Origin of the sequence: Streptomyces sp. NPDC058877 (assembly GCF_042742855.1) — a bacterium.
Classification (GTDB): Bacteria; Actinomycetota; Actinomycetes; order Streptomycetales; family Streptomycetaceae; genus Streptomyces.
In genome coordinates this window covers 13370-35724 of record NZ_JBHYMF010000041.1, presented here as the reverse complement: position 1 = coordinate 35724, position 22355 = coordinate 13370, and the positions used below count along the sequence as shown (strand labels likewise).

The following is a 22355-nucleotide window of genomic DNA, read 5'->3' as shown; positions in this document are numbered from 1 at the left end:
GGGTCACATGGGCAGCGACAGGAGGCGGACCGCCCCAGGAGGCCACGGCACTGCGGCGCCAAGGGACGTCCACATGGCCGGCAGGGGCATGGTGAGGTTGCCGCCGGGTTGTTGGACTGTGACGTCGGTGGGTAGAGGAGTCCATCCCATCTTTCGGTAGACAGGCATACGATCCGGGCGGCAGAACAGGAGACCGGACTCCAGGCCCTGTGCCGATGCCTGGGCCATAGCTGCGGACACGACAAGCCTCGCCAAGCCGCGGCCTTGCAGTTCCGGTGCAACGATCACGCCCCCCAGGCCGGCCACCCGCAAAGTGGTGCCGGCGACGGAGACGGGTACGGCGACCCAGCCGGCATGGGCCACCAGGCGGTTCTCCGCCCTGATGCCGAAGTGCTGTTCCTTGGGGCGCCAGGTCAGCCCCAGAGTGGAGACTTCAAACGGATCGCGGTCGTCCCCGGCGATGTCGCACAGGTCGGCGGGCGTGTACTCCTGGAGAGCCACTACCTGCGGGGAGGGGAGGAGCGTGTGGGACTCCTCGGCCCTCGGGTCGTCCTGCATCGTTCATCCCTTCTTGGCGGCGTCGGCTTCGTGCGGCCGGTGATTCGCGTTCGGCCCGGCGGGTGGTACGGCGCGGGGACGGCCGGTGATCGCGAGCAGTACGGCCGTCGTCAGGCCGAGCACACCGGCTGCGAGGAGTTGAACTCTGTAGTCCAGGGTGGCCACCAGTGCTGTGCCCGCGAGGATGGCGAGCCCGGTCGGTGCAAATACCAGCGTGTTCGCGGTGGCCGCCACCCGGCCGAGCAGTTCGTCCGGTGTCTCCTTCTGGACCGTGGTCAGGGCGCTGATGAGTGGCCAGGGCAGGCCCAGACCGATGAGCAGGCTGCCGGCCACCACCACGGGGAGGAAGCCGGTGATCCGGGCCAGTGCCCCGAGGGCGAAGAGCGTGAGGCCGAGCACTGACAGGAGGCGGGCCGGGACGCGGCGCATGAGCGCCCCGGTCGCCAGACCGCCGATGACCGACCCGAGCCCTTGGACCGAGCTGAGAACGCCGGCGAATGCCGCGGGCTGCCGCAGCCCGGTATCGAGGAGTGCGTAGGTCGCCGTACTGCTGAGGCTTGATGCCGCCATGGCACAACCGCCTGCGACGACCAGGGCTCGCAGCGTCCTGTGCCGCCACAGGTAGCGAATGCCTTCGGCGGTCTCGGCGGTCCAGTTCCGCCGTGGCCGATGTGCGGGCGCGGCTTCACGCACGCGGATCAGGCTGAAGGCGGCCGCGCCCAGCAGGAAGGACAGCGCGTTCAGCAGGGCGACGGTCGGGCCGCCCAGAACAGTGAACAGGCCAGCGCCGATCAGAGGGCCGAGCAGGCTGGTGCTCTCGATCGCGGCCCGGGACAGGCCGTTGAAGTCCCCGCGTATGTCGCCCGGTATCGCGGAGGCGATCAACGCGGTCTCAGCGGCGTCCATGAGCACGGTTCCCGTGCCCACCATGGTCAGCACGGCGAAGAGCAGCCAGACATCCTCCGGAGAGCGCACGGCGATGGGTGCCGTCATGACAGCGGCCAGCACCAGGCTCGTGGCGATCAGGAGCGTGCGGCGGCGCATCCGGTCGGCCACGTTGCCGAGGAACGGTCCCGCAAGGGCCGGCGCCCAGGCGCAAAAACCCACCAGGGCGGCCAGGCTGTCGGAACCAGTTAGCTCCTTCACCCAGACCCCGGAGGCCAGAAGCATGGCCGAGTCCCCGAAACCGGAGACGATCACTCCCGTCAGGTAGACACGGGCGTTGCGGTCCCGCAGCACCGTGAACAGTCCCATGGCCATGCGGCCCCCCTTGATGATCTCGCTCCACAGGCTTCGGCACCCTACCCCCAACAGAATGGTTGGGAGTAGGGTGCCGTGGTGGCGACATGCGCTTTACTGACTGGCGTGACCGACGCAGACCCCGTCCTGAGGGCCCTCGCCCATCCCGTACGGCTGCGGATGCTCACGCTCATGTGGCCCGGACCGATGTCCGCCGCCGAACTCGCTCGTGAGCTGGACATCTCGCATGCCCTGGCCAGCCGGCACCTACGGCGCCTGGATGCCGCCGGTCTGGTGGAACTGGCCGAGGAACGCACCCGCCGCGGAGGCCGGGAGCGCCGCTACCGAACCGTCCACGGCTCCCCGCTGTCCGACCGCCACGATGGGGCCCGGATGCTGGCAGCGACCCTGGCGCACACCCTTCAACAGCGCGCCGCACGCCGGGCTCCAGACGGCAAGGGAGTAACGGTCGACGCGGAACTGTGGGTGGCGCCGGAGGTGTGGGAAGCGGCCAGGCAGCGGCTCGCCGATGTCGCGGCCGAACTCCACGACGCCGCGCGCCCGCCCCGCGCGCCCGGAACGATCCCCGTGGGCATGAGCCTGATGACCTTCCCATTGCAAGAGGCCCCGCATGCCGACGCTGATCGGGAACCGTGACGAGCACCGCCCTCCACTTGATCTTGTTCGGGAATCGACCGATTGATGAGCAAGATCAATACGCGGGGACGCGCGACTGGATCGGCGCCGGATCATGCCCATAAAACGGTGTCAGAAAGTCGATGTGCTCAAGAACTTGAGGGACACCGTTTTCTGTACGATCTGGCAGGTGCAGCCACCCCAGGACGACGACACCTCCGATCTCCTCGCACCCGTTCCGGCCGTACGGACCGGCAGCCTCGTGGGATACGCACGCGTGTCCACCAAAGGGCAGTTGCTCGACCGGCAGATCCATGCACTCAACACAGCGGGCTGCATCCGGATCTTCTCCGACAAGAAGTCCGGCAAGAACGCCGAACGCGAGGAACTGTGGAAGGCCCTCGACTACCTGCGCGCGGGCGACACCCTCGTCGTCCCGTCGCTGGACCGGCTCGGCCGTTCCATCCAGGACCTCATCGCGATCGTGTCCGGCCTGCGCAAGCGCGGCGTCGGCTTCACCTCGCTGCACGAGGCGCTCGACACGACCACGCCCGGCGGGCGCCTGGTCTTCCACGTGTTCGCGGCCCTGGCGGAGTTCATCCGCGAACTCATCGTCCAAGGCACCAACGAGGGCCTGGACGCAGCCCGCGCCCGTGGCGCCCGCCTCGGCCGCCCGCCGGCCATGACCGAGGAACAGATCCGTCACGCCCGCGACTTGCTCACCCGCCCGGAGAACACCGTCACCTCGATCGCCAAGCTCCTCGACGTCTCCCGCAACACGATCTACAAGTACGTACCCGAACTGAAAGGCGGCCGGGCCACGCTCGGCGAGACGGACAGCACGCCGGCTCTACCCCGCCCCGCACAGTCAGCGGAGTGATCAGCGGCTACCGCTAAATTCCGCTCCGATACTCCCCAAGAGCCGATGGTGCCCGCCGGGTTCCCGGAGAACGTCTCGTCGGGCCTCATCGGGTGGTTCACGGGCGCTGCGGCGCTCGGCGTCCCGGCGCTGGTCGTCCGCAGGCTGGTGCTGCCGGACCGCCCGTGGGTGTCCGGCATCGCGATGTTCGGCCGGGTGGCGATGTACGGGACGCTCGGCGTCGCCGTCACCGGCACGCTCGCCGGTGTCGCCCTGTACGCCGGGGTCGGGTACGAGCCTCCGCGGCTGACCGCGGAACGGCTCGCCGGGACGTGGTCCGACGGGAACAACGGCAGGATCACCTTCACGGCGGACGGCAAGGTCACGGCCGACGGGGTCGAGGCCTTCGGCTTCGACGACGACCTTCACGACGCGGGGCAGCCCTGCACAGGTGCCGGCACCTGGGTCCACCATCCGGGCGACGGGTCGTGGACCCAGCGCGTGGAGGTCTCCGTCGACGCCTGTGAGGGGAGCCTGGGCCCCTGGGAGGTGTTCGGGACCCCCGAGCACCCGAAGCTGTACGTGCTGGTCGGCGACCCCGACGCCTGGGACCTGTACGTTCTGGAGCCCGACGACCAGCCCCGCCAGGAGCGCGTCAGGGACTGAGGCGGCCGAAGCGTCCACGGTGGAACAGGAGCGGCGCGGCGTCGCCCTCCGCACCCAGGGCCTCGACCGTGCCGACGACGGGCGGCCCGCCCCAGCCCGCCCCTGACTCCTCCGCAGACCGCAACACTCCAGCCGCCCGACGAAACCCGCAGGTCAGACGGCAGAAATCCTACTGGAGTACCAGGAGCGCGTCTCAGCAACCGGCGCCAGCTGGATGATGTGGCCGCCGGCACCGGTTCGGTCGCATGAACCGTGCCTGCCAAGTGAGTGGCCGGGTCGCGTCGGGCCGGCAACGAAGCGGGCCGGGTGGTCTTCGGGCAGCCGGTCGTCCAGCAGCGGGGGCAGCAGCAGGACCTGGTGCGGGCCGAACGCCCGGAACCACTTGCCCACCGCCCTCGCGGCGTGCCCGCGTCTGATTCGGCTCCATCGGCTCGGCCTCGAACGACCGGTCCCTGTGGCGCGTGCCGTGGACATCCCACTCGCATGACCAGGAGATACGGGTGGGTCGCCGCCGGCCGCCTGCTCAGGTGGCCGTGGACCGGAGCTGGTGCGGCATGTTCCAGCCCTCGGCGAGCTTCGACGGGTGAACGTTGTGGCCGCCGCCGAAGAACTCGCAGAACTTCATGATCAGCGGGTCCCAGCCGAGCGGGTCCACGTGGTGCGTCCCCGGGATGACCAGGTCTTCCGCCACATGGGCGCGAAGGACCTCGACCTCGAAGGCGGTGGCATGCGACTTGGGGCCGCCGAAGGGATGGAACGAGACCACCTTGCACTCCAGCTGGACCGGACATTCCGCGGCCCTGGGGGCCCGGACCAGGTCCGATGCCTGCTCGGTCAGGTGAGCTGCCGAGAACTTGTCCGGCTCGTACCGGTAGCCCTGCTCCTTCTTGTAGTCCGGCACGGCCTGCTTTCCGGTGGTGAGCGCGATCCGGTCGACGGAACCGACCATCGCCGAGGAGGGCAGGTTGAGCACGCACTCGCCCTCCCGCAGCAGGTTCGCGGTGGTCTGGGCCTTGTTTCCGAGACCGAGCATGCAGGACTGTCCCAGCCACCACGCCGAGGACATCGGCGCGAGATTTGCCGTGCCGTCCTCGTTGAGTGAGCTGATCAGCACCACCGGAGTTCCGAAGTACAGGACCTTGAGCCCGGGGACGACGTGCATGCGCTGTGCCCTTTCGCGAAGCGGTCAGACGGACAGGCCCGCGATCGGGAACGCGAGCCTTCGCTGACCCTCTCGTGAGCGGGCCACTGGCACCGGCGGAAATACGACCTGGCATTTCGAACCCGAGGAACGATCATTCGATGACAGGACCAACCCGGCGCTGATCACCGGAACGTGCTCCTAGCACGCGGCGCCGGAGCGGCCCCGTCCGGGCGCGGCGGCCCGGGCGCGGCGGCTCCAGTCTGCCGTCAGAGGGCGACGAGGTCCCTGCCGAGCCCGTTGAGCGGGCCACCGCTGTCGAACAGGGGCGCACCTTCGGCGAGGGTCCCGGTGTCGACGGCCTGGAAACCCGCGCTGTCGGCCAGTTCGGCCACCTTGCGCTTGGCCTCGGCGTCGTCGCCGGCGAGCAGGACGATGCGACGCCCGCCGTTGACCGCCGGGTCCTCGGCGAGGGTCGGGGCGAGATAGGTGTTGAAGCCCTTGACCACCATGGCACCGGGGACGAGGGCGGCGATGACCTCGGTGGGCGGACGCCCTCCGGTGTCGGCGATCTCCAGACCGTTCACCGTCTCCCGCAGCGGGTTGACCGGAACGAGCAGGGTCCGCCCCAGCCACGAGGAGACCGAGGCGACGGCGCTCTCCTTCTGGTCCCACTGGACGGCCAGGACGACGACGTCTCCGAAGTCGGCGGCCTCCTGGGGAGTCCCGGCCGAGGCGCTCGCGCCGAGCTCCTCGACGAGCGGCGCCAAACTTTCCGGTTCCCTGGAACCGGCCATCTTCACCTGGTGTCCGGCTCGGACGAGGAGTCCGGCCAGCGCCGTGCCCAGACGGCCGGCGCCAATGATCCCTACGTTCATGGCCCCACCGTGACACGCTTTCGCCGTGCGCACCTCTCGACCGACGGCGGGGTGAACCGTCATGCGGCGGGGGCGCACTCCACTGCCGCAGGCGAGCGGGGTGAACCGAGGCACTGGCCAGCGGCGGGGAGCGTGGGGCCTACGCTCACCCTTCCGCCACCGGAAGGGGTGCACCACGCCTCGGGCGAGGTCGGACGGCAACCGTCAGGAGGAGGACGGGAGGGCGTAGTCGGAGTAGCCCGCCCAGTCCAGGATCACGCAGGGTTCGTCACCGAGGACCCAGCCGTCGTGCCCGGGCTCGATCTCCATGAAGTCCCCCGGGCCGAACTCCGCCGTTTCCCCGTCGTCCATGGCCACCTTCATCCGGCCACTGATCACGTACCCGATGTGCCGGGCCATGCAGCTGTCGGTGCCGGCGATCGGCTTGACGTGCTTGGACCACTGCCAGCCCGGCTCGAAGACGGCACGTCCCACCGAGCCGTTCCCACCGGTGAGCAGGTCCAGTCTGCCCTTGCCCTCCTCGAAGGGACGGGTCTCGTCCGCGGCGTCGAAACTCTTTCGCAGGATGCCGGCCATCTCACGCTCCCGGCGGTGGAAAAGTTCGCTCCCCGAGTCCGCCTCCAGGCTACGCCGGGGCTTCGGCGCCAGCCGCACACGTTCACACGGGTGGCGGTCCACCCGTGCAAGGAATTCCTGGGACGGCATGCACCTTTGCCCGAACCCCCCAGATCTGCACCTCCTTTTCTGTGCACATCACTTATGGGGTAGACCTACACATAAAGGCCAGATAAGCGCACAATGGAGCCGCGACACGAAAGTCGCCGAGCGGCCTGACACGCACGACGCCAGAAGGAGGCGAGTCACATGGCCGACGTCTCTCACCGTCACGGTGATATCACGGGACACCCCGACGCGTCGGAAATGCGGGACCGATACACCCGCATGCTCCAGACCCGAGGTGTCACGGCCGTCGAGGAGCTCGTGATCCTCGCCGGCGTGTACACCGCGATCTCTGCTTGGACGGTCCACTTCTCCGCCGCCCGTCCGGAACTCGCCATCAGCAACCTGATCGTCGGCATCTCCCTCGCCGTACTCGGCCTGTGCATGTCGATGGCTCCCGAACGGTCGCAGGACCTGAACTTCGTCGTCCTGCTGTTGGGTGCGTGGCTGATCGTCTCGCCGTGGGTGGTCTCGCGGAATCCGGACACCGGCATGATCCTCAGCAATGTCATCACCGGCGCCTGCGTCTGCCTCTTCTCCCTGACGGCGGGCGGGCTCCTCATGAGCAAGCGGAGGACGTGACACCCTGAACATCTCCCCCAGACCTGCTGATCCTCTCTCGGAACGGCGGCACCTCCACCCCCGGAGGTGCCGCCGTTCACCGCGCTCCACGGGCGAACGGCAACCACCCGGTAACGAATTGCCCCGCACTCTTTCGGCCACATCAGTTCTGGGTAGAGCTTGCTCCACAGGGACGGGATCCCGCTCGCAACCCAGTGCTCGGGGGGACGGAATGAACTGGTACCTCGACGTTCTCAAGAAGTACGCGGTGTTCAGCGGCCGGGCGCGCCGCAAGGAATTCTGGATGTACTTCCTGTTCAACTTGATCGCCGCGCTCGTCATCTCGCTCATCGACTCGGCGATCGGGACCTCCCCGCTGCTCTACGGCGTCTACGCACTGGCCGTCTTCCTCCCGGGCCTCGGCGTGTCCATCCGCCGTCTGCACGACACCGGGCGCTCCGGCTGGTGGCTCCTCATCGGCCTGATCCCGCTGGTGGGCCTGATCATCCTGATCGTCTTCCTGGCCTCCGAGGGCGAGCAGCAGCAGAACGCCCACGGCCCGAACCCGAAGCTGGCCCCGGCCTACTGACGGTCCGCAGTCCTTCGCCGGAGCCCCCGGAAGTTCTTCTTCCGGGGGTTTCGCGCTGAAGGGGGCAGTCGCATAGAGCCGGTACGGAGCGTTTGCCCGCGCCCCCTTGTGCGCGATGGCGCACGACCCGCTCCCGCCGCCCCGCCTAGCCTCGCCGCAACAGCACGAACGAGGGGCGGTACCACCGGTGAACTGGCACATCCACGACTACCGCGAGAGCGATCTCGCCGCCGTCGTCCATCTGATCGACACCACCGCCGAGCTCGGGCAGGAGTCCGTCTTCTCGCTCGCCGAGTGCATCGGCGCCCTCACCAACGGCCAGCCGGCCGTGGTCGCCGTCCACCAGGGCGCCCCCATCGGGGCGGCACTGGCCTGTGTCTCCGGCGAGCGGGCCTGGGTGATGCGGGTCGCGATCTCCTCGGCCTGGCGGGGCCGCGGTCTGGCCAGCGCCCTGCTCGTGGAGTTGGAACGGCGACTGGTCGCCGCCCGCGTCGGGCGGATCGCTTACGTACTGCCGGAGGAGGAACTCCTCGGCGAGGGCCTGCTGAACGCCGGGTACACCCGCCAGCCCGCCGTCGCTTATTTCGAGAAGGTCGAGCCCCTGCACGGGCCCGCCGCCGGGCTCCTCGACGACCTGGGCGGCCGGCTGCTCCCCGGCGACCTGTGGGCGAAGGTCGCCGGAATGGAACGGGAGAAGGACCTCATCGAGCGGCGGGTGGTACTGCCGCTCGCCGAGCCGGAGCGGGCCACCCGGCACGGGGTGCGACCACCGCGCGCGGTCTGTCTGTTCGGCCCGCCCGGCACCGGAAAGACCACCTTCGCACGCGGCATCGCCTCCCGACTCGGCTGGCCCTTCGTGGAGATCCTGCCGTCCCGGCTCGCCAACGAGGGGAACCTCGCCGCCGCCCTGCGGTCCGCGTTCGCACGGATCGGCGAGCTGGAGCGGGTGCTCGTCTTCATCGACGAGGTGGAGGAGATCGCGCCGGTCCGCTCCGAACCCGCTCGGTCCGGTGGCATGCACGGGGTCACCAATGAACTCCTCAAGCTGATACCCGGCTTCCGCGAACGGGACGAACGGCTGCTCGTCTGCGCGACCAACTCGATCCGCTCCCTCGATCCGGCCTTCCTCCGCCCCGGCAGGTTCGACTACCTCATTCCGGTCGGCACCCCGGACAAGGCGGCGCGGGCGGCGATCTGGTCCCGCTACGCGGACGGGCGCGCGAACGTCGACATCGACGAACTGGTCCTCGCAAGCGAGCTGTTCACCCCCGCCGACATCGAGCACGCGGCCCGCGTCGCCGCCCAGGCGTCCTTCGAGCGGGACCTGGTGGCGGTCGGACCTCGTGGCGGCGAGAATCCGACGCCCGGCGCGAACACCACGGACTACCTGGAGGCCATCGCCGCGTGCCGGCCGACGGTCACGCCGGAAATGATCGAACAGTTCGCCTCGGACATCACGACGCACGCCCGGACCTGACGGCGTGCTCCTTCCTCGCCGCGTCCAGTTCGGACCGGTCGGGCGGTTGTGCGCCGGCCCGGGCCACGGTGACGGCCGCCGCTGCACCGGCCCTCTGCAACAGATCGACGAGAGCCTCGGGACCGAGTCCGTCGAGGGCCGCCCTCCCCCACCCGACGAGGGCGTCGAGAACGGCGGACATGAAGGAATCGCCCGCACCGACCGTGTCGACGACGGTGACCACGGGTGCCTCGACGACGACCGCACGGGGGTGGTGCCGGGTGAGCGCGAACGAGCCGGCCGCGCCCAGGGTCACCAGTACGACGGCCGGACCGAGGGCCAGCCAGCGGGCCGCGACCGTCTGCGGATCCTCTCCGGGATACAGCCAGGCAAGATCCTCGTCGCTCGCCTTCACCAGGTCGCTCCGGGCGACGCAGCCCTCGACGCGGGCGACGGCCGCTCCGTGCTCCCCCATCAGCCCGGGCCGCACGTTGGGGTCGTAGCTGACCGTGGCGCGATGCCGCAGCCGCTCGACCTCGGCCAGGACCACGGCCGCACCGGGAGCGGTGACGGCGGCGACGGAGCCGATGTGCACATGGGACGGCCGCTCCTCGGCCGTCGTGCCGGCCTCCAGGGTCCAGGCGAAGTCGAAGGAGTACGTGGCCCGTCCGTGCACGTCCAATCCGACGACGGCCGAGGGGGTGCGCTCGGGGCGCCCTCCGATCTCGATGCGGACCCCCGCCCCCTCCAGGTGGTCCGCGATCAGCCGTCCGGCGGGGTCGGCAGCGAGTTGGGTGAGCAGGGTGACGTCCCGGCCGAGACGGGCCAGGCCGTAGGCGACGTTGGCGGGGCTGCCGCCCGGGTGGACCCGGTCGCCGGCGCCGGAGCCGGCCGGAACACGGACGACGTCGGCGACGCATTCGCCGATCACCAGGAAGGACATGGCTCGGAGCTCCTCGGTGTGGGGGTCCTGGTGGCCGACCCGGCCGCCGCGGACGGCGAAGCGGACGCGTCCGTCGGCCCGGGTGACGGGTTCGAGGTCGATGGTCCCGCTTCCCGCAGGGACCCCTGGCCCCGCCCCCGGTCGGCGGTCCGCAGATCGTACGCGCTGCCGCGCCGGGACGGGGACGGTCTCGCCCTCGGGCGCCGCGTCCCCGGTTGTGCGCTCGGTGATGCGTACGGGTCCCGTGTCGTGGGGAAAGCGACGGACACCTTCGGGTCGCCGTCCATAAGGTTGGTCACCAGGAATGTCCGACGACGGGGAAGGGGCGTGCAGTGGAGACGGTCGAGGGGCTCTCGGTCATGGCGTTCGACGGCGGGGAGGAACTGGAGGCGTGGTTGGAGGAGCACCACGGGGACACCCCGGGGATCTGGCTGCTGCTCGCCCGCAAGGGCTCGGGCCTCGCCTCGCCGAACGCGGAGGAGATCTTGGACAGCACGCTCGCCTACGGCTGGATCACCGGCAAGCGCATCGCACGCGACGACCGGTACTACCTCCAGAAGATCACCCCACGACGTCCCCGCAGCCTCTGGTCCCAGGTCAACGTGCGTCAGGTCGAAGTGCTGACCGCGGCCGGCCGGATGCGGGAGCCCGGCCTCGCCGAGGTGCGGGCGGCCCGGGCGGACGGGCGGTGGGAGGCTGCGTACCCCTCCCAGAAGGACGCCACGGTGCCCGATGACCTCGCAGCGGCGCTGGCCGCCGAGCCCAAGGCAGCGGAGGCCTTCGAGGCCCTCAGCAAGACCGACCGTTACCTGGTGATCCTCAGCCTCTGGCAGGCCCGCACCGCGAAGACGCGGACGGCACGCCTGGAACGGGCCGTGGCGACGCTGGCCTCGGGCGGGCGACCCCGCTGAGAGGCTGCGCGTCATCGGCGCAGGCGGTACAGCACCTGGCAGGCGTCCCATTCGACGAAGGACTCGACGTGCTGGAAGCCGAGCGCTTCCAGGAGCCGTCGCGAGCGGTCGTTCTCCTCCTGCGTGAGCGCGACCACGCAGGGCGTGCGCTCCAGGAGCCGGGCGACGACCGAGCCGACCGCCTCGCGCGCGTACCCGTGCCCCCAGTGCTCGGGCAGGAACTGGTACGAGATCTCCGTCTCCCCGTTCCGCGCCCCCTCGTCCACCGTGACCAGGCCGACCAGGACCCCGTCCTCGGCCCTGGTCACCGCGTGGACCCCGGGCGCCCCGACGACGCGCTGCCGGCGGATCCGAACGACCGGTTCGATGACGGGACCGCCGAGGTGACGCCGTACCTCGGGGTCGGTCCACAGACGGGTCACGACTTCCAGGTCCGCCTTCCGCACGGGCCGCAGAAGCAGTCGTCCGGTAGCGGACCGCCCAGCGGAGGCGGTCGGCACCGGGATCGGGACGGAGTGGGGAGGAACGGCCACGCCTCCGATCATCCCAGGTTCCGGAGCCTCCCGGACCGGAGCGGAGGGGCGACGGCACTCGAGGTCGCCGCGCCACGGGACGGAGGGCTGAGCGACGCACGAAAACCGGGCACCGGCCGTCAGCCCATGCGGCGGGTGAGCGCCGCCAGTGCTCCGGGTCTGCGCCCCGGGACGCGCCGCCGGAGCGCAACGAGGGCAGGGCCGAGTGCACGTGCCCGGTCGCGGTCGGTGATCTGCTCCCACTGATGGTGGGCACGGTCGACGGCGTCCTCGACGTCCGGATCGTCCGCGCGCTGGAGCAGGGCGAGCCGGGCTTCGGCTGCGGCGAGCCAGAGTTCGCAGCTGCGGGCGGAGTCCCCGGCGAGGCGGGCCAGGTCGGCCCGCACCTCCGTCCAGTGCACGACCTCGACGGAACGGGGGCCGTGCCGCCTCAGGGCTTCGTGTTCCCAGGCCGCCGCCACCGCCGCCGCCTCCCCGTGCCGTCCGGCCGCAGCGGCGGCGAGGATCGCCGGGTGCGGGTCCGCCACGGCCGCCGGCACGGGAGGAGAGGGGGGAGCGGGGGCGGGAGCGGGGGCGGGTGCGGGTGCGGGAGCGGGGGCGGGGGCGGGTGCGGGTGCGGGGGCGGGTGCGGGGGTGAGGGTGGGCACCAGCGCGACGGCCGGAGGGTGTGCGGGCGGGAAGAAGACCGCTTCCGGCTCGGGCGCTGCGGTCGCCGCTCGGGCGGCGGCTTCCGCGTGCCGGGCGAGCGGTGTCCATCGGGGCTCCGAACGCCAGAGCTCGGCCCAGGCCCTCAAGTATTCGGGTTTGAGGAGGCCGCCCTTGCGCGGAGCGGGCACCACGCGCCCGTACAGGAGGGGCCCGGTGCCGAGGTGGAGCAGCCCGGGCTCGGTGGTGAGGCGCTGCCAGACCTCCGGGTCCGCCGCGAGGTCCGCGACCACGGTCGTGGTGCCGGGGCGGCGCACGCCGAGCTCGCCGACGAGCCAGTGCCAGGGCAGTGCCGTGTAGCGGACGGTGGCCGGGGTGGCGCGGGCGAGTGCGAGGTGGGGCAGTTGCTGACGGCGGTCCAACTGGAGCTGTCCGGCGAGGCAGACGAGCAGCGGGCCCGGGCTCGCGGCTGCCGCACGGAGCCGGGTGAGCACGGCCTGCGGGTCGAGCGGATCGGCGAGTTCGACCAGGGTGGCGGTCGTGGTGCCGGTGAGGATCCCGGGCGGCACGGCGGCGAGGGCCGGCAGGACGGAGGCCGCATCCATGACACGGCCCCGACCGGCGGGCGCAGCTGCCAGCAGCACCGCGGTGCCCACGGCCGTGGCGGTGTCGCCCGCATCCCGGCGCCATGTGCCCGCACTCACGTCCGCCCCTCCTGCAACCGTCCCCCTCGTGGCCGTCGAGCCCGCGCCCACCGCGCCGTTTCCGTCGTCGCTCAGCACCCCAGCACCGTAACGCGTCGCACCTGGTCCGCCCACCGCCGGGCCTTTGACATATGCCATAAGCACCACCGGATCGAGTGTCGCCAAATCCCTTACGGCCGGTCCCCCGCTGTGCAACAGTCGTATCCGGGCCTCCCTTTCACATCTGGCCGCCGCGCCTGTATCGGAGTACGACATGCCGTCCCCCCTCTTCGCGGACCGTCCCGCCCAACCGCCAGAGTCGGGCGCGATGGACGCACTGATCTCACAGACCCGCCGCCTGCGCGGCCAGGTCGACGCCGTGCGACGGGACGCCGTGGCGAACGAGGACGATCCCCAGCAGCGGTGGCAGCGCGCCCTGTGCGATCTGGCAGTACATCAACTCGATGATTTGGGCGCCCACTTGGATCTCCTCAGGGCTGGTGCCCCGGAGGACGTGGTCCTCGGAGGCACCGAGCGGGAACGCTCCTCCTCCGCCCCGACGACCGACCCGGGCACGGCGTACGGTGCTCCGCCCCGGACCGGTTCGCTCCTCTCCCGCGTCGGCAGCGCCGAGTGGAACCTCCTCACGGACGAGGTCAGCTGGTCCGAGGAGCTCCACCAGATCTTCGGCCGTCCGCGCGAGAGCGGACCGCTGTCGCTCGACGAGATGCCCACGCTGGTCTTCGCCGAGGACCAGACCGTGCTGCAGGGGCTGGTGACGGACTGCCTGATCGACGGCAAACCGATCGACGGGGAGTTCAGGATCGTACGGACGGACGGCCGGGTGCGCACCGTGCACATGACGGGCGAGCCCGTGCTCGACAGCGACGGCTGCACCGCCTCCATGTGGGCGGTGCTCAGGGACGTCAGCGAGCTGCGACGCAGCGAACGTGCCGTCCGCGAGAGCCGGGACTCCCTGGAGCGGAGCCGTCACCTCGAACGCACCGAGCGACGAGTCGCCGTGGAGCTCCAGGAAGCGGTCCTCCCCCCGTGGCGCGGATCGCTCCGCTTCGCCCACGACGGCCCCGCCCCGCTCGACGTGGCCGCGCACTACCTGCCCGCCGCCAGCACCGGCCTCATCGGCGGCGACTGGTACGACGCGCTCGCCCTGCCCGGCGGGGACGCACTGCTCACCGTCGGCGACCTGACGGGACACGGAGTGGCCGCGACCTCCTCCATGGCCATGCTGCTCGGCGCGCTGCGCGGCATGGCGGTCGCGGGCATCCGCCCCGCCGCGCTGATGGCTCACCTCAACCAGCTCTTGGAGACCTCCGCACAACCCGCGCTGGGCAGTGCGATGTGCTGCCGGTACGACCCGGTCACCCAAACCCTCACCTGGGCACAGGCTGGCCACCCCGCCCCGCTGCTCTTCCGTGGCGGGGAAGGAGGTGCCCTCCGGCGCCCCGAGGGCGTACTGCTCGGGGCCACGACCGGTGCCGCGTACGGTGAGGCCGAGAGCCTGCTGCTCCCCGGCGACCTGCTGGTCCTGTACACCGACGGGCTGATCCGCAACAGCGGTGGCCACGACGACGCCGACGCCCGACGGCTGCTGGCGCTCGCTCCCCGGCTCGCGGGGGCACGGGACGCGCAGGACGGCGTGCGTGCGGTGGTGGAGGAGTTCGGCGAGGAAGCACGCAAGGACGACGCCTGCGTGATGGTGGTCCGGGTCGGCGGCTGAAACCGTCCGGCCCTCTCCTGACCGCGCCGGGAAAACCCTGTCCGAGCCTCCCCCGCCCTGTGGGGCGGGGGAGGCTCAGGCCTGCCCGGTCCTGGGGCGGTTGATGGGCGACCGTGGAAGAGCCGTCTCGATCTCCTCGCGGAGGTTCTCGATGCGGGAGTAGCCCGCGTACTGGCCGGTGAGCCGGTACATCTCCCGCAGCCGTTCCCAGGTGCGGTGGGACGAGGTGTCCCCCATCGACATCAGGGCGAGTCGGGCGTACCGGTCCGCCTGTTCGGGGTCGTCCGCGATGAAGCAGGCCGAGGCCATCGAGATGTGGTCGAAGAGCTTCGAGCGGTCGTGGCCTTCGCGTCGCAGTTCGAGCGCCAACCTGGCGTGACGCTGGGCGGGGATCGCCGCGGCCGGGTCGTGCTCGGCGAGGGTGCGGTAGGCGAGTGCCTGCATGCCGTGCATGTCGGCCTCGTCGAAGTTCTGCATCCAACTCGGCTTCTCGTCCTGCCGGTCCGAGACGAACAGTTCCTCGGCCTCGCCCAAGGTCCGGCGCATGGCCTGTCCCCGCCCCATCGAAGCCTGCGCCCAGGCCTCGATGGTGTGGAACATCGCCTGCGTCCGGGGGAGCAACCGTTCGCCCGAGCCGGCCTTGGCGAGGTTCATGAGGTCAATGGCGTCGTCGGGGCGACCGAGGTGCACCATCTGTCGGGCAGCGCGGGACAGCGCTTCGCCGGCCCGGGGCCGGTCGCCGCCCTCCCGGGCCGCGTGGGCCGCGATGACGAAGTACTTCTGCGCCGTGGGTTCGAGGCCGACGTCGTGGGACATCCACCCGGCGAGCACGGCGAGGTTCGCAGCGACGCCCCAGAGGCGCCGCTGGAGGTGCTCGGCATGGCGATAGGCGAGCATCCCGCCCACTTCGTTGAGCTGGCCCACGACCGCCTTCCGCTGGAGTCCGCCCCCCCGGGAGGCGTCCCAGGCGCGGAACACCTCCACCGAGTGCTCCAGGGCCTCGATCTCCTCCGACCCGATGGGGGCGGCCTCGTAGCGGTCGAACCCAGCGGGGTCGGCGTGGAGGGGATCGCTGGCCCGCGGAGCGGCGCCCTTGTGCGTGGGGTCGGTCTGAAGCCAGTCGTGCATGGCGTTGCTGAGTACGGAGCCGGCGGCGAGTGCGGCACCCGCGCCCACCAGGCCGCGTCGGTTGAGCATGAGGTCCATTCCCGTGAATTCGGTGAGGACCGCCGCCGTACGATCGGGTGCCCAGGGCAGCCCGTCAGGGTTCTCCGCTCTCCTGACGTCCTGCTTCTTTCCGGCGCGCCCGTGTCGTACGAACCCGAGGTCCTCGATGGTCACGACACGGCCGAGTCGCTCGGTGAACAGAGCCGCCAGCACCCGGGGCACGGGATCGCGCGGGGTCTCGCCCCTGTCGATCCACCGCCGCACCCGCGAGGTGTCGGTCGCCAGCTGGGGGTGGCCCATGGCCGCCGCCTGCCGGTTGACCAGTCTCGCGAGTTCGCCCTTGGACCAGCCGGCCAGGCCGAACAGGTCTGCCAGGCGGGTGTTGGTTTGTCCGGTCACGTCTAAGCCCCCAGGTTCTCGGCTGAGTTGACACTAACCCCCTGTCATAGGGCTGGCGACTATTCGCCAGGGTTCGCCAGGGTGCGCCCGATGTTCCGCCACCCGCGCCCGGGTGTCAGGTAGGAGTGCGCCACCCCGCCCCGTCGACCGGCCCTCATTCCCCAGGGTGCGGACCGGGGGCGGGCGGGGCGACGCACGCAACTCGTCGGCGCACGAAGGGATCTGTCACCTCCATGTACACAGCATCGTCCTCCGTGTCCGCCCCGCCCCGGCCGCAGCACCGCATCGTCCCGACCGGCTCCGGACCGTACCTCGCCCCCTCCACCCAAGCCGTGAGGCCACGGCGTTGGGTGGGCGGCACCGGTACCCAGCCGGTCAGCGGAAGAATCGATCTGTCCGGCCCCCAGGGGGCGCAGCTGAAGAAGGCGATCGCATCGATCCACCGGATCTGCCCGGAGTTCAACCCGGTGCAGGTGCTGCGACGCAGCGGACGTTCCGTACTGATCGTCGGGACGACCGGACGGACCACGGCGGTCGCGAAGTGTTTACTGGACCACTCCCCCTCGTGGGTCGAGCGGTTCCGGCACGAAATAGCGTCCTACCGCTCCTTCGTCCGGCACCGTCCACCGGTGCGGGCGCCACGGCTCATCGCCGCGGACCCGGACAACTGCACGCTGGTGATCGAGCGGATGCCCGGGCGGGCGGCGGCGCTCTCGCGCCACCCCGTCGAGGCCCCGCCCCGCGCCGACGTGCGCGCCGCGCTCGGCGCCGTCGCCCGGCTCAACGCCTGGCGCCCCCCGGCCGGCACCTTCGACGCACCGCTGGACTACGGCGCGCGGATCGCCCGGTACCACGAGCTCGGGCTCTTCACCGACCGCGACCGGGACGACCTGCAGAAGCTCCTGCACGGTCTTGCTCACGCGGGCGGTCGACAGGGCATGGGGCAGTTCTGCCACGGCGACGCCCTGCTCTCCAACATCCTCCTCTCGCCGGCCGGGCCGGTCCTCGTCGACTGGGAGCACGCCGGCTGGTACCTGCCCGGCTACGACTTGGCGACCTTGTGGGCGGTGCTCGGTGACGCGCCGCTGGCACGGCGCCAGATCAGTCAGCTCGCCCAGCAGGCGGGCACGGCCTCTCGGGACGCCTTCCTGGTGAACCTGATGATCGTGTTGACGCGGGAGATCCGCACCTACGAGACCGCGGTGCAGCGCACCATGAAGGAAGCACCACCGGCCGGTTCCGTGCCGGTGCCCTCGGGGGCGCTCGCCCCCGGTGAGGAGCAGCGGCTGCTGTTGAGGCGGCTGCACGACGACTGCGCCATGGCACGGCGGGCCGTGCGCGCGGCGGTCGGGACGCGCTGAAGGGGCGGGCCCGACCGACCACACGGGGGGTGGTGCGCCGTGCGCCCGGTGCCGACACACCGGGACGCGGCGCACCGGTGCGTTCCCGTCCGGATCGCTGTCCCCGACTCTCCAATGGTCCACTCCGGTGACGCCCGCCAGGCTCCGGGGCCGTCTCGGTGAAACTTCGTCCGATGGTCGCCGTTACTGCTCCGACGAGGGAAAACCCCTGAGGACGGGCGTGATTGACGGAACGTTCGCGAGCCGATACCCCTGTACGGGTTCGGCCCCGCACGCCCCCCGTCCCAGGAGGCCGCCTTGTCCCGTTCGCCCGTGCGCAGACGTCCGTCGCCGATCCGTGCACCGCGGTCGCTGACGGTCCTGGCGTCCGCCGCCCTGCTGGTCCCGCTGCTGTCGGTCGCTCCGCCGGCCGGTGCCGACGCCCCGGGGTCGGGCGTCCTCCAGGTGGAGTTCGCCCGTGCGGCCTCGCGGCACGGCGTGCCCGAGAGCGTCCTGCTCGCCGTCTCCTACCTCCAGTCCCGGTGGGACGCCCACGGTGGTGCGCCGAGCGTGGCCGGCGGCTACGGACCGATGCACCTCACGGACGCCGTGACGGCGCGGGCGCGGACCGTGCCGCACCACGTGGAGGGCGAGGAGGACGCACGCGGCGACTCCTCCCGTCCGTCCCACAGGGGCGCGGACGTTCCGGCGTCCGGGGCCGGGCGCCCGCCCGAGCGGCTGCGGACCTTGGAGCGGGCGTCCCGGCTGTCCGGCCTGCCCGCAGAGGAGCTGCGCACTTCGACGGCGGCGAACATCGAGGGCGGGGCGGCGCTGTTGGCGGCCGCACAGCGGGAAGCCGGGCTTCCGGCGAGCGCGGACCCGGCCGACTGGTACGGAGCGGTGGCGCGGTACTCCGGCGCGGACGACACGGCAACGGCGACCGCGTACGCGAACGACGTGTTCGACGTGATCAGGGTCGGGGCGAGCAGGACGACGGACAGCGGACGGTCGGTGACCCTGCCGGCCGACCCGTCGATCGTGCCCGCCACCGGACAGTTGGAGGCACTGGGCCTGCGCAAGCCGGCCAGCGGCCCCGTGGAGTGCCCTGCCACAGTGGCCTGCGAGTGGGTTCCCGCTCCGTACGAGCAGTTCGGGGACGGCGACTACGGCAACCACGACCAGGCGGACCGACCCGTCTCCCAGTCGATCGACTACATCGTGATCCACGACACCGAGGCCGACTGGAGGACCACCCTCGACCTGGTGCAGGACCCGACCTATGTGTCCTGGCAGTACTCGCTGCGCTCCTCGGACGGGCACGTCGCACAGCACCTGCCGCTCAGGGACGTCGGGTGGCACGCGGGCAACTGGTTCGTGAACGCGAAGTCGGTGGGCCTGGAGCACGAGGGGTTCCTGACCTCACCGGACTCCTGGTACACGGAGGCGATGTACCGGGCTTCGGCGCGGTTGGTGCGTTACCTGGCCGCCCGCTTCGACATCCCGCTGGACCGGCAGCACGTGCTGGGGCACGACAACGTGCCGGGGCCGACGGCGTCCTCGGTCAGGAGCATGCACACCGACCCGGGACCGTACTGGGACTGGGCGCACTACTTCCGGCTGCTGGGCCGCCTGATCGCCCCGAGCGCCGGCCCCCGGGCGGACGTGGTGACGATCCGGCCCGACTACGGCGTCCACCGGCCGGTGTACACGGACTGCGCGACCGCGGGGCTGCCGTGCGCGCCGCACGGCAGCGGTGCGGTGCGACTGCACACCCTGCCGAGCGCCGATGCGCCCCTGGTGAAGGACGTCGGCCTGCGGCCGGGCGGGCAGGAGTCCACCACCGGGGTCAACGACACCGGGGCGCGGGCGTCGACCGGGCAGAGCTTCGCGGTGGCGGAGCGCAGGGACGATTGGACGGCGATCTGGTACCTGGGGCAAAGGGCCTGGTTCCACGATCCCGCCGCCGAACCGACGTCGGTGAACGCACGGGGCACGGTGTTGACGCCCCGGGCGGGGTTGTCGGAGGTGCCGGTGTACGGGCGGGCGTATCCGGAGGCGTCGGCGTATCCGGCGGGCGTGCCGGTGCAGGCGCTGTCACCGCTGCCGTACGTTTTGCCGGCGGGCCAGCGGTACGTGGTGGGGGGCCGCACCTCGGGCGAGTACTACTTCGCTCCGACGTTCGAGACGGACGGGCACACGGTGGTGCGGGGACAGGAGGAGTACTACCAGATTCAGTTCGGCCATCGAATCGGCTTCGTGAAGGCCGCTGACGTGCAGGTTTTCCGGACCTGAGGGGGTGAGGGCCCCTTCCGGGGAAGCACCGCCGGGCGCGCGCCCATGCCACCCTCCCCTTGTCGTTCATATGACTATCCAGAAGATCGCGTGCGCCGTCCGGGGGCGGGTAAGGCTGGGCCGGTCACAGCCCGCACCCACCGGAAGGCCCGCCAGGACATGCCTCAGCCCTTCGTTATGCCGGACTTCTACGTCCCGCATCCGGCACGGCTCAATCCCCATGTGGAGACCGCCCGCACCCACACGCGCGACTGGGCACGGGAGATGGGGATGCTGGAAGGCTCGGGCGTCTGGGAGGAACACGACCTCACGTCCCATGACTACGCCCTGCTCTGCGGCTACACCCACCCCGACTGTGACGCCGGGGTACTGGACCTCGTCACCGACTGGTACACCTGGGTCTTCTTCTTCGACGACCACTTCCTGGAGGTCTTCAAGCGCACCCGGGACAGGACCGGCGGCAAGGCCTACCTGGACCGACTGCCGTTGTTCATGCCGGCGGACCCGGCGCGGAACATGCCCGAGCCGACCCATCCCGTCGAGGCGGGCCTCGCCGACCTGTGGCTACGGACCGTCCCCTCGATGTCCGAAGCCTGGCGGAAGCGCTTCGCGGAGGCGACGGAGCACCTGTTGTACGAGTCGCTCTGGGAGCTCGACAACATCCACGACGGTCGCGTCGCCAACCCCGTCGAATACATCGAGATGCGCCGCAAGGTGGGCGGCGCGCCGTGGTCCGCCGGGCTCGTCGAGTTCGCGGCGGGGGCCGAGGTGCCCGATCGGGTGGCTCGTGCCCGTCCCCTGCGCGTCCTCAGGGACGCCTTCTCCGACGCCGTGCACCTGCGCAACGACCTCTTCTCGTACCAGCGCGAGGTCGAGGACGAGGGTGAGAACAGCAATGGCGTCCTGGTCCTGGAGCGCTTCCTCAGCTGCACGACCCAGGAAGCGGCCGACGCCGTCAACGACCTGCTGACCTCCCGGCTCCAGCAGTTCGAGAACACGGCGCTCACCGAGGTGCCGCTGCTCGCCGCGACGGAGGGGCTGAGTCCCCAGGAGTGCGCAGCCGTCGCGGCCTACACGAAGGGACTCCAGGACTGGCAGTCCGGCGGGCACGAGTGGCACATGCGCTCCAGTCGGTACATGAACGAGGGCATGGCCTCCGGCCCCCCGCATCTGAACGGCATCATCGGCACCTCCGCCCTGGACGTCCGCAGCCTCTTCGGACGGCCGGCCGCCGCCCGCAGGCGCGCACTCACGCACGTGCCGCACCAGCGCGTCGGCCCTTCGCTCCTGCCGGAGTTCGACCTTCCGTACCCGCTGGCACTCAGCCCGCACCATGCGGAAGCACGCCGGCTCTCCCTCGACTGGGCCGAGTCGATGGGGCTCTTGGACGACCTGTGGGACCGGCCGCTGGCAGAAGGCTTCGACTTGGCCCTGTGTTCGGCCGGGCTGGACCCGGACGCCACCCTCGAAGAACTGGTGCTGAGCGCCGAGTGGTTGACCTGGGGGACGTACGGGGACGACTACTACCCGTTCGTCTTCGGGCGGTCGCGCAACCTGCTCGGGGCGCAGCAGCAGACCGAGCGGTTCAAGGCCTGCATGCCGCTGACCGACGTGACGGCGGGAACGGCCCTCGCCGTGAATCCCCTGGAGCGCTCGCTCGCCGACCTCTGGGCGAGGACCGCGGGGCCCATGGCTCCGGAGTCCCGCGCACAGCTACGGGTCGCGCTCGACGCCATGCTGGACAGTTGGCTGTGGGAACTGCACAACCAGGCCCAGCACCGGGTGCCCGACCCGGTGGACTACGTGGAGATGCGCCGGAGCACCTTCGGTTCGGAACTGACCACGCTGCTGTGTCGCTTGCGGCACACCGGGACGCTGCCGCCGGAGCTCTTCCGCACGGGCACGGTACAGGCCCTCGAACACGCCGTCATGGATTACGCCACCCTGCTCAACGACCTCTTCTCCTACCAGAAGGAGGTCGAGGTCGAGGGCGAAGTGCACAACGGAGTCCTGGTGTTGCAGACGTTCTTCGACTGCGACTACCCGACGGCGGTGTCGATGGTCGACGACCTGATGCGGGGGCGGCTGCGCCAGTACGAGCACCTGAAGCAACGTGAGGTCCCGCTCCTCCACGAACACTTCGCGCTCGACGCGACGGGCCGGAAGGCCTTCGAAGCGTATCTGCGGGAACTGGAGGACTGGCTCGCCGGGATCCTCAACTGGCATCGGAGCGTGCGGCGCTACGGCGCCGAGGACGTCCACGCGGGCAGCGGCACCCCGCTGCTCGGTCGGGGACCGACCGGAATCGGGACCTCGGCCGCACGCGTGGCCGGGTTGATCGGCTCCGCCCCGCACTGATGGCACGGGACGAGGGCGCACCCGAGGGACCTCGGGCGCGCCC

The 22355-nt window shown here is 71.0% G+C and carries 20 protein-coding genes and 1 pseudogene; 11 read left to right on the top strand and 10 right to left on the bottom strand.

Features of this window, described 5'->3' with window-relative positions; all coding sequences use genetic code 11:
• Positions 1–3 precede the first annotated feature (3 nt).
• A complete protein-coding gene (locus tag ACFW2Y_RS12810) occupies positions 4–558 on the bottom strand; it encodes a GNAT family N-acetyltransferase (RefSeq protein ID WP_384877128.1) in 555 nt (184 codons plus the stop codon).
• Between the two features lie 3 nt (positions 559–561).
• Positions 562–1818 carry an MFS transporter gene (locus tag ACFW2Y_RS12805; protein ID WP_384877127.1) on the bottom strand — a complete coding sequence of 419 codons (1257 nt, stop codon included), beginning with the start codon at positions 1816–1818 and terminating at the stop codon, positions 562–564.
• A 105-nt stretch (positions 1819–1923) separates the two neighbouring features.
• On the opposite strand from ACFW2Y_RS12805, the gene ACFW2Y_RS12800 reads away from it, so the two are divergent.
• The 3 genes from ACFW2Y_RS12800 to ACFW2Y_RS12790 all read left to right on the top strand — a co-directional run bounded on the left by ACFW2Y_RS12800 (position 1924) and on the right by ACFW2Y_RS12790 (position 3958).
• On the top strand, positions 1924–2454 hold the full coding sequence (locus tag ACFW2Y_RS12800; RefSeq protein WP_384877125.1) for an ArsR/SmtB family transcription factor: 531 nt from the start codon (positions 1924–1926) through the stop codon (positions 2452–2454).
• Positions 2455–2623: 169 nt separating this feature from the next.
• Positions 2624–3313 carry a recombinase family protein gene (locus tag ACFW2Y_RS12795; protein WP_384877123.1) on the top strand — a complete coding sequence of 230 codons (690 nt, stop codon included), beginning with the start codon at positions 2624–2626 and terminating at the stop codon, positions 3311–3313.
• A gap of 45 nt (positions 3314–3358) precedes the next feature.
• The gene (locus ACFW2Y_RS12790) at positions 3359–3958 is read left to right on the top strand and encodes a hypothetical protein (protein WP_384877121.1); all 600 of its coding nucleotides are present in this window, start codon (positions 3359–3361) and stop codon (positions 3956–3958) included.
• On the opposite strand, the pseudogene ACFW2Y_RS12785 reads toward ACFW2Y_RS12790, so the two are convergent.
• The 4 genes and pseudogenes from ACFW2Y_RS12785 to ACFW2Y_RS12770 all read right to left on the bottom strand — a co-directional run.
• Positions 3948–4037 (bottom strand): annotated as a pseudogene (locus ACFW2Y_RS12785) (flavin reductase); the annotation flags it as partial. The gene ACFW2Y_RS12790 and the pseudogene ACFW2Y_RS12785 overlap by 11 nt on opposite strands.
• 444 nt (positions 4038–4481) lie before the next feature.
• The gene (locus tag ACFW2Y_RS12780; protein WP_384877119.1) at positions 4482–5120 is read right to left on the bottom strand and encodes a flavin reductase family protein; all 639 of its coding nucleotides are present in this window, start codon (positions 5118–5120) and stop codon (positions 4482–4484) included.
• Positions 5121–5368: 248 nt separating this feature from the next.
• On the bottom strand, positions 5369–5977 hold the full coding sequence (locus ACFW2Y_RS12775; RefSeq protein ID WP_384877117.1) for an NADPH-dependent F420 reductase: 609 nt from the start codon (positions 5975–5977) through the stop codon (positions 5369–5371).
• Between the two features lie 204 nt (positions 5978–6181).
• Positions 6182–6553 (bottom strand): cupin domain-containing protein, encoded by a 372-nt coding sequence (locus tag ACFW2Y_RS12770; RefSeq protein WP_384877115.1) that lies wholly within the window; start codon positions 6551–6553, stop codon positions 6182–6184.
• Between the two features lie 366 nt (positions 6554–6919).
• On the opposite strand from ACFW2Y_RS12770, the gene ACFW2Y_RS12765 reads away from it, so the two are divergent.
• The 3 genes from ACFW2Y_RS12765 to ACFW2Y_RS12755 all read left to right on the top strand — a co-directional run bounded on the left by ACFW2Y_RS12765 (position 6920) and on the right by ACFW2Y_RS12755 (position 9324).
• Positions 6920–7279 (top strand): SPW repeat protein, encoded by a 360-nt coding sequence (locus ACFW2Y_RS12765; RefSeq protein ID WP_384877113.1) that lies wholly within the window; start codon positions 6920–6922, stop codon positions 7277–7279.
• Positions 7280–7490: 211 nt separating this feature from the next.
• Positions 7491–7847, top strand: coding sequence for a DUF805 domain-containing protein (locus ACFW2Y_RS12760; protein ID WP_384877111.1), 357 nt, complete (start codon positions 7491–7493; stop codon positions 7845–7847).
• A gap of 187 nt (positions 7848–8034) precedes the next feature.
• Complete coding sequence (locus ACFW2Y_RS12755; RefSeq protein ID WP_384877109.1) at positions 8035–9324, top strand: ATP-binding protein; 1290 nt, start codon at positions 8035–8037, stop codon at positions 9322–9324.
• Here the strand turns inward: ACFW2Y_RS12755 and ACFW2Y_RS12750 are convergent.
• Positions 9302–10246 carry a PfkB family carbohydrate kinase gene (locus ACFW2Y_RS12750; protein WP_384877107.1) on the bottom strand — a complete coding sequence of 315 codons (945 nt, stop codon included), beginning with the start codon at positions 10244–10246 and terminating at the stop codon, positions 9302–9304. The two genes, ACFW2Y_RS12755 and ACFW2Y_RS12750, sit on opposite strands and share 23 nt — an antisense overlap.
• Before the next feature lie 359 nt (positions 10247–10605).
• On the opposite strand from ACFW2Y_RS12750, the gene ACFW2Y_RS12745 reads away from it, so the two are divergent.
• Entirely contained in the window at positions 10606–11157 is a 552-nt protein-coding gene (locus tag ACFW2Y_RS12745) for a YdeI family protein (RefSeq protein WP_384877151.1), read from the top strand.
• A gap of 11 nt (positions 11158–11168) precedes the next feature.
• On the opposite strand, the gene ACFW2Y_RS12740 is transcribed toward ACFW2Y_RS12745, so the two are convergent.
• Positions 11169–11690: a GNAT family N-acetyltransferase gene (locus tag ACFW2Y_RS12740; RefSeq protein WP_384877105.1), complete on the bottom strand. Its 522-nt coding sequence runs from the start codon at positions 11688–11690 to the stop codon at positions 11169–11171.
• A 119-nt stretch (positions 11691–11809) separates the two neighbouring features.
• A complete protein-coding gene (locus ACFW2Y_RS12735) occupies positions 11810–13039 on the bottom strand; it encodes a hypothetical protein (RefSeq protein WP_384877103.1) in 1230 nt (409 codons plus the stop codon).
• A gap of 253 nt (positions 13040–13292) precedes the next feature.
• Between ACFW2Y_RS12735 and ACFW2Y_RS12730 the strand changes: the two genes are divergently transcribed.
• Positions 13293–14756 (top strand): PP2C family protein-serine/threonine phosphatase, encoded by a 1464-nt coding sequence (locus tag ACFW2Y_RS12730; RefSeq protein ID WP_384877101.1) that lies wholly within the window; start codon positions 13293–13295, stop codon positions 14754–14756.
• Between the two features lie 75 nt (positions 14757–14831).
• Here ACFW2Y_RS12730 and ACFW2Y_RS12725 read toward each other — a convergent pair whose 3' ends face one another.
• Positions 14832–16322 (bottom strand): hypothetical protein, encoded by a 1491-nt coding sequence (locus ACFW2Y_RS12725; RefSeq protein WP_384877099.1) that lies wholly within the window; start codon positions 16320–16322, stop codon positions 14832–14834.
• A gap of 233 nt (positions 16323–16555) precedes the next feature.
• On the opposite strand from ACFW2Y_RS12725, the gene ACFW2Y_RS12720 reads away from it, so the two are divergent.
• The 3 genes from ACFW2Y_RS12720 (at position 16556) to ACFW2Y_RS12710 (ending at position 22312) form a co-directional block, all read left to right on the top strand.
• Complete coding sequence (locus ACFW2Y_RS12720; RefSeq protein ID WP_384877097.1) at positions 16556–17683, top strand: aminoglycoside phosphotransferase family protein; 1128 nt, start codon at positions 16556–16558, stop codon at positions 17681–17683.
• A gap of 297 nt (positions 17684–17980) precedes the next feature.
• Positions 17981–19954 carry an N-acetylmuramoyl-L-alanine amidase gene (locus ACFW2Y_RS12715; protein WP_384877095.1) on the top strand — a complete coding sequence of 658 codons (1974 nt, stop codon included), beginning with the start codon at positions 17981–17983 and terminating at the stop codon, positions 19952–19954.
• A 159-nt stretch (positions 19955–20113) separates the two neighbouring features.
• Positions 20114–22312: a germacradienol/geosmin synthase gene (locus ACFW2Y_RS12710; RefSeq protein WP_384877093.1), complete on the top strand. Its 2199-nt coding sequence runs from the start codon at positions 20114–20116 to the stop codon at positions 22310–22312.
• The last annotated feature ends 43 nt before the right edge of the window (positions 22313–22355 follow it).

Bases quoted from the DNA above. Each gene is read 5' to 3' on its own strand.
- ACFW2Y_RS12765 (WP_384877113.1), top strand. From the start codon at position 6,920: ATGCTCCAGACCCGAGGTGTCACGGCCGTCGAGGAGCTCGTGATCCTC.
- ACFW2Y_RS12770 (WP_384877115.1), bottom strand. From the start codon at position 6,553: ATGGCCGGCATCCTGCGAAAGAGTTTCGACGCCGCGGACGAGACCCGT.
- ACFW2Y_RS12810 (WP_384877128.1), bottom strand. From the start codon at position 558: ATGCAGGACGACCCGAGGGCCGAGGAGTCCCACACGCTCCTCCCCTCC.
- ACFW2Y_RS12790 (WP_384877121.1), top strand. From the start codon at position 3,359: ATGGTGCCCGCCGGGTTCCCGGAGAACGTCTCGTCGGGCCTCATCGGG.
- ACFW2Y_RS12730 (WP_384877101.1), top strand. From the start codon at position 13,293: ATGCCGTCCCCCCTCTTCGCGGACCGTCCCGCCCAACCGCCAGAGTCG.
- ACFW2Y_RS12745 (WP_384877151.1), top strand. From the start codon at position 10,606: ATGGCGTTCGACGGCGGGGAGGAACTGGAGGCGTGGTTGGAGGAGCAC.
- ACFW2Y_RS12775 (WP_384877117.1), bottom strand. From the start codon at position 5,977: ATGAACGTAGGGATCATTGGCGCCGGCCGTCTGGGCACGGCGCTGGCC.
- ACFW2Y_RS12750 (WP_384877107.1), bottom strand. From the start codon at position 10,246: ATGTCCTTCCTGGTGATCGGCGAATGCGTCGCCGACGTCGTCCGTGTT.
- ACFW2Y_RS12805 (WP_384877127.1), bottom strand. From the start codon at position 1,818: ATGGCCATGGGACTGTTCACGGTGCTGCGGGACCGCAACGCCCGTGTC.
- ACFW2Y_RS12710 (WP_384877093.1), top strand. From the start codon at position 20,114: ATGCCTCAGCCCTTCGTTATGCCGGACTTCTACGTCCCGCATCCGGCA.
- ACFW2Y_RS12720 (WP_384877097.1), top strand. From the start codon at position 16,556: ATGTACACAGCATCGTCCTCCGTGTCCGCCCCGCCCCGGCCGCAGCAC.
- ACFW2Y_RS12780 (WP_384877119.1), bottom strand. From the start codon at position 5,120: ATGCACGTCGTCCCCGGGCTCAAGGTCCTGTACTTCGGAACTCCGGTG.
- ACFW2Y_RS12760 (WP_384877111.1), top strand. From the start codon at position 7,491: ATGAACTGGTACCTCGACGTTCTCAAGAAGTACGCGGTGTTCAGCGGC.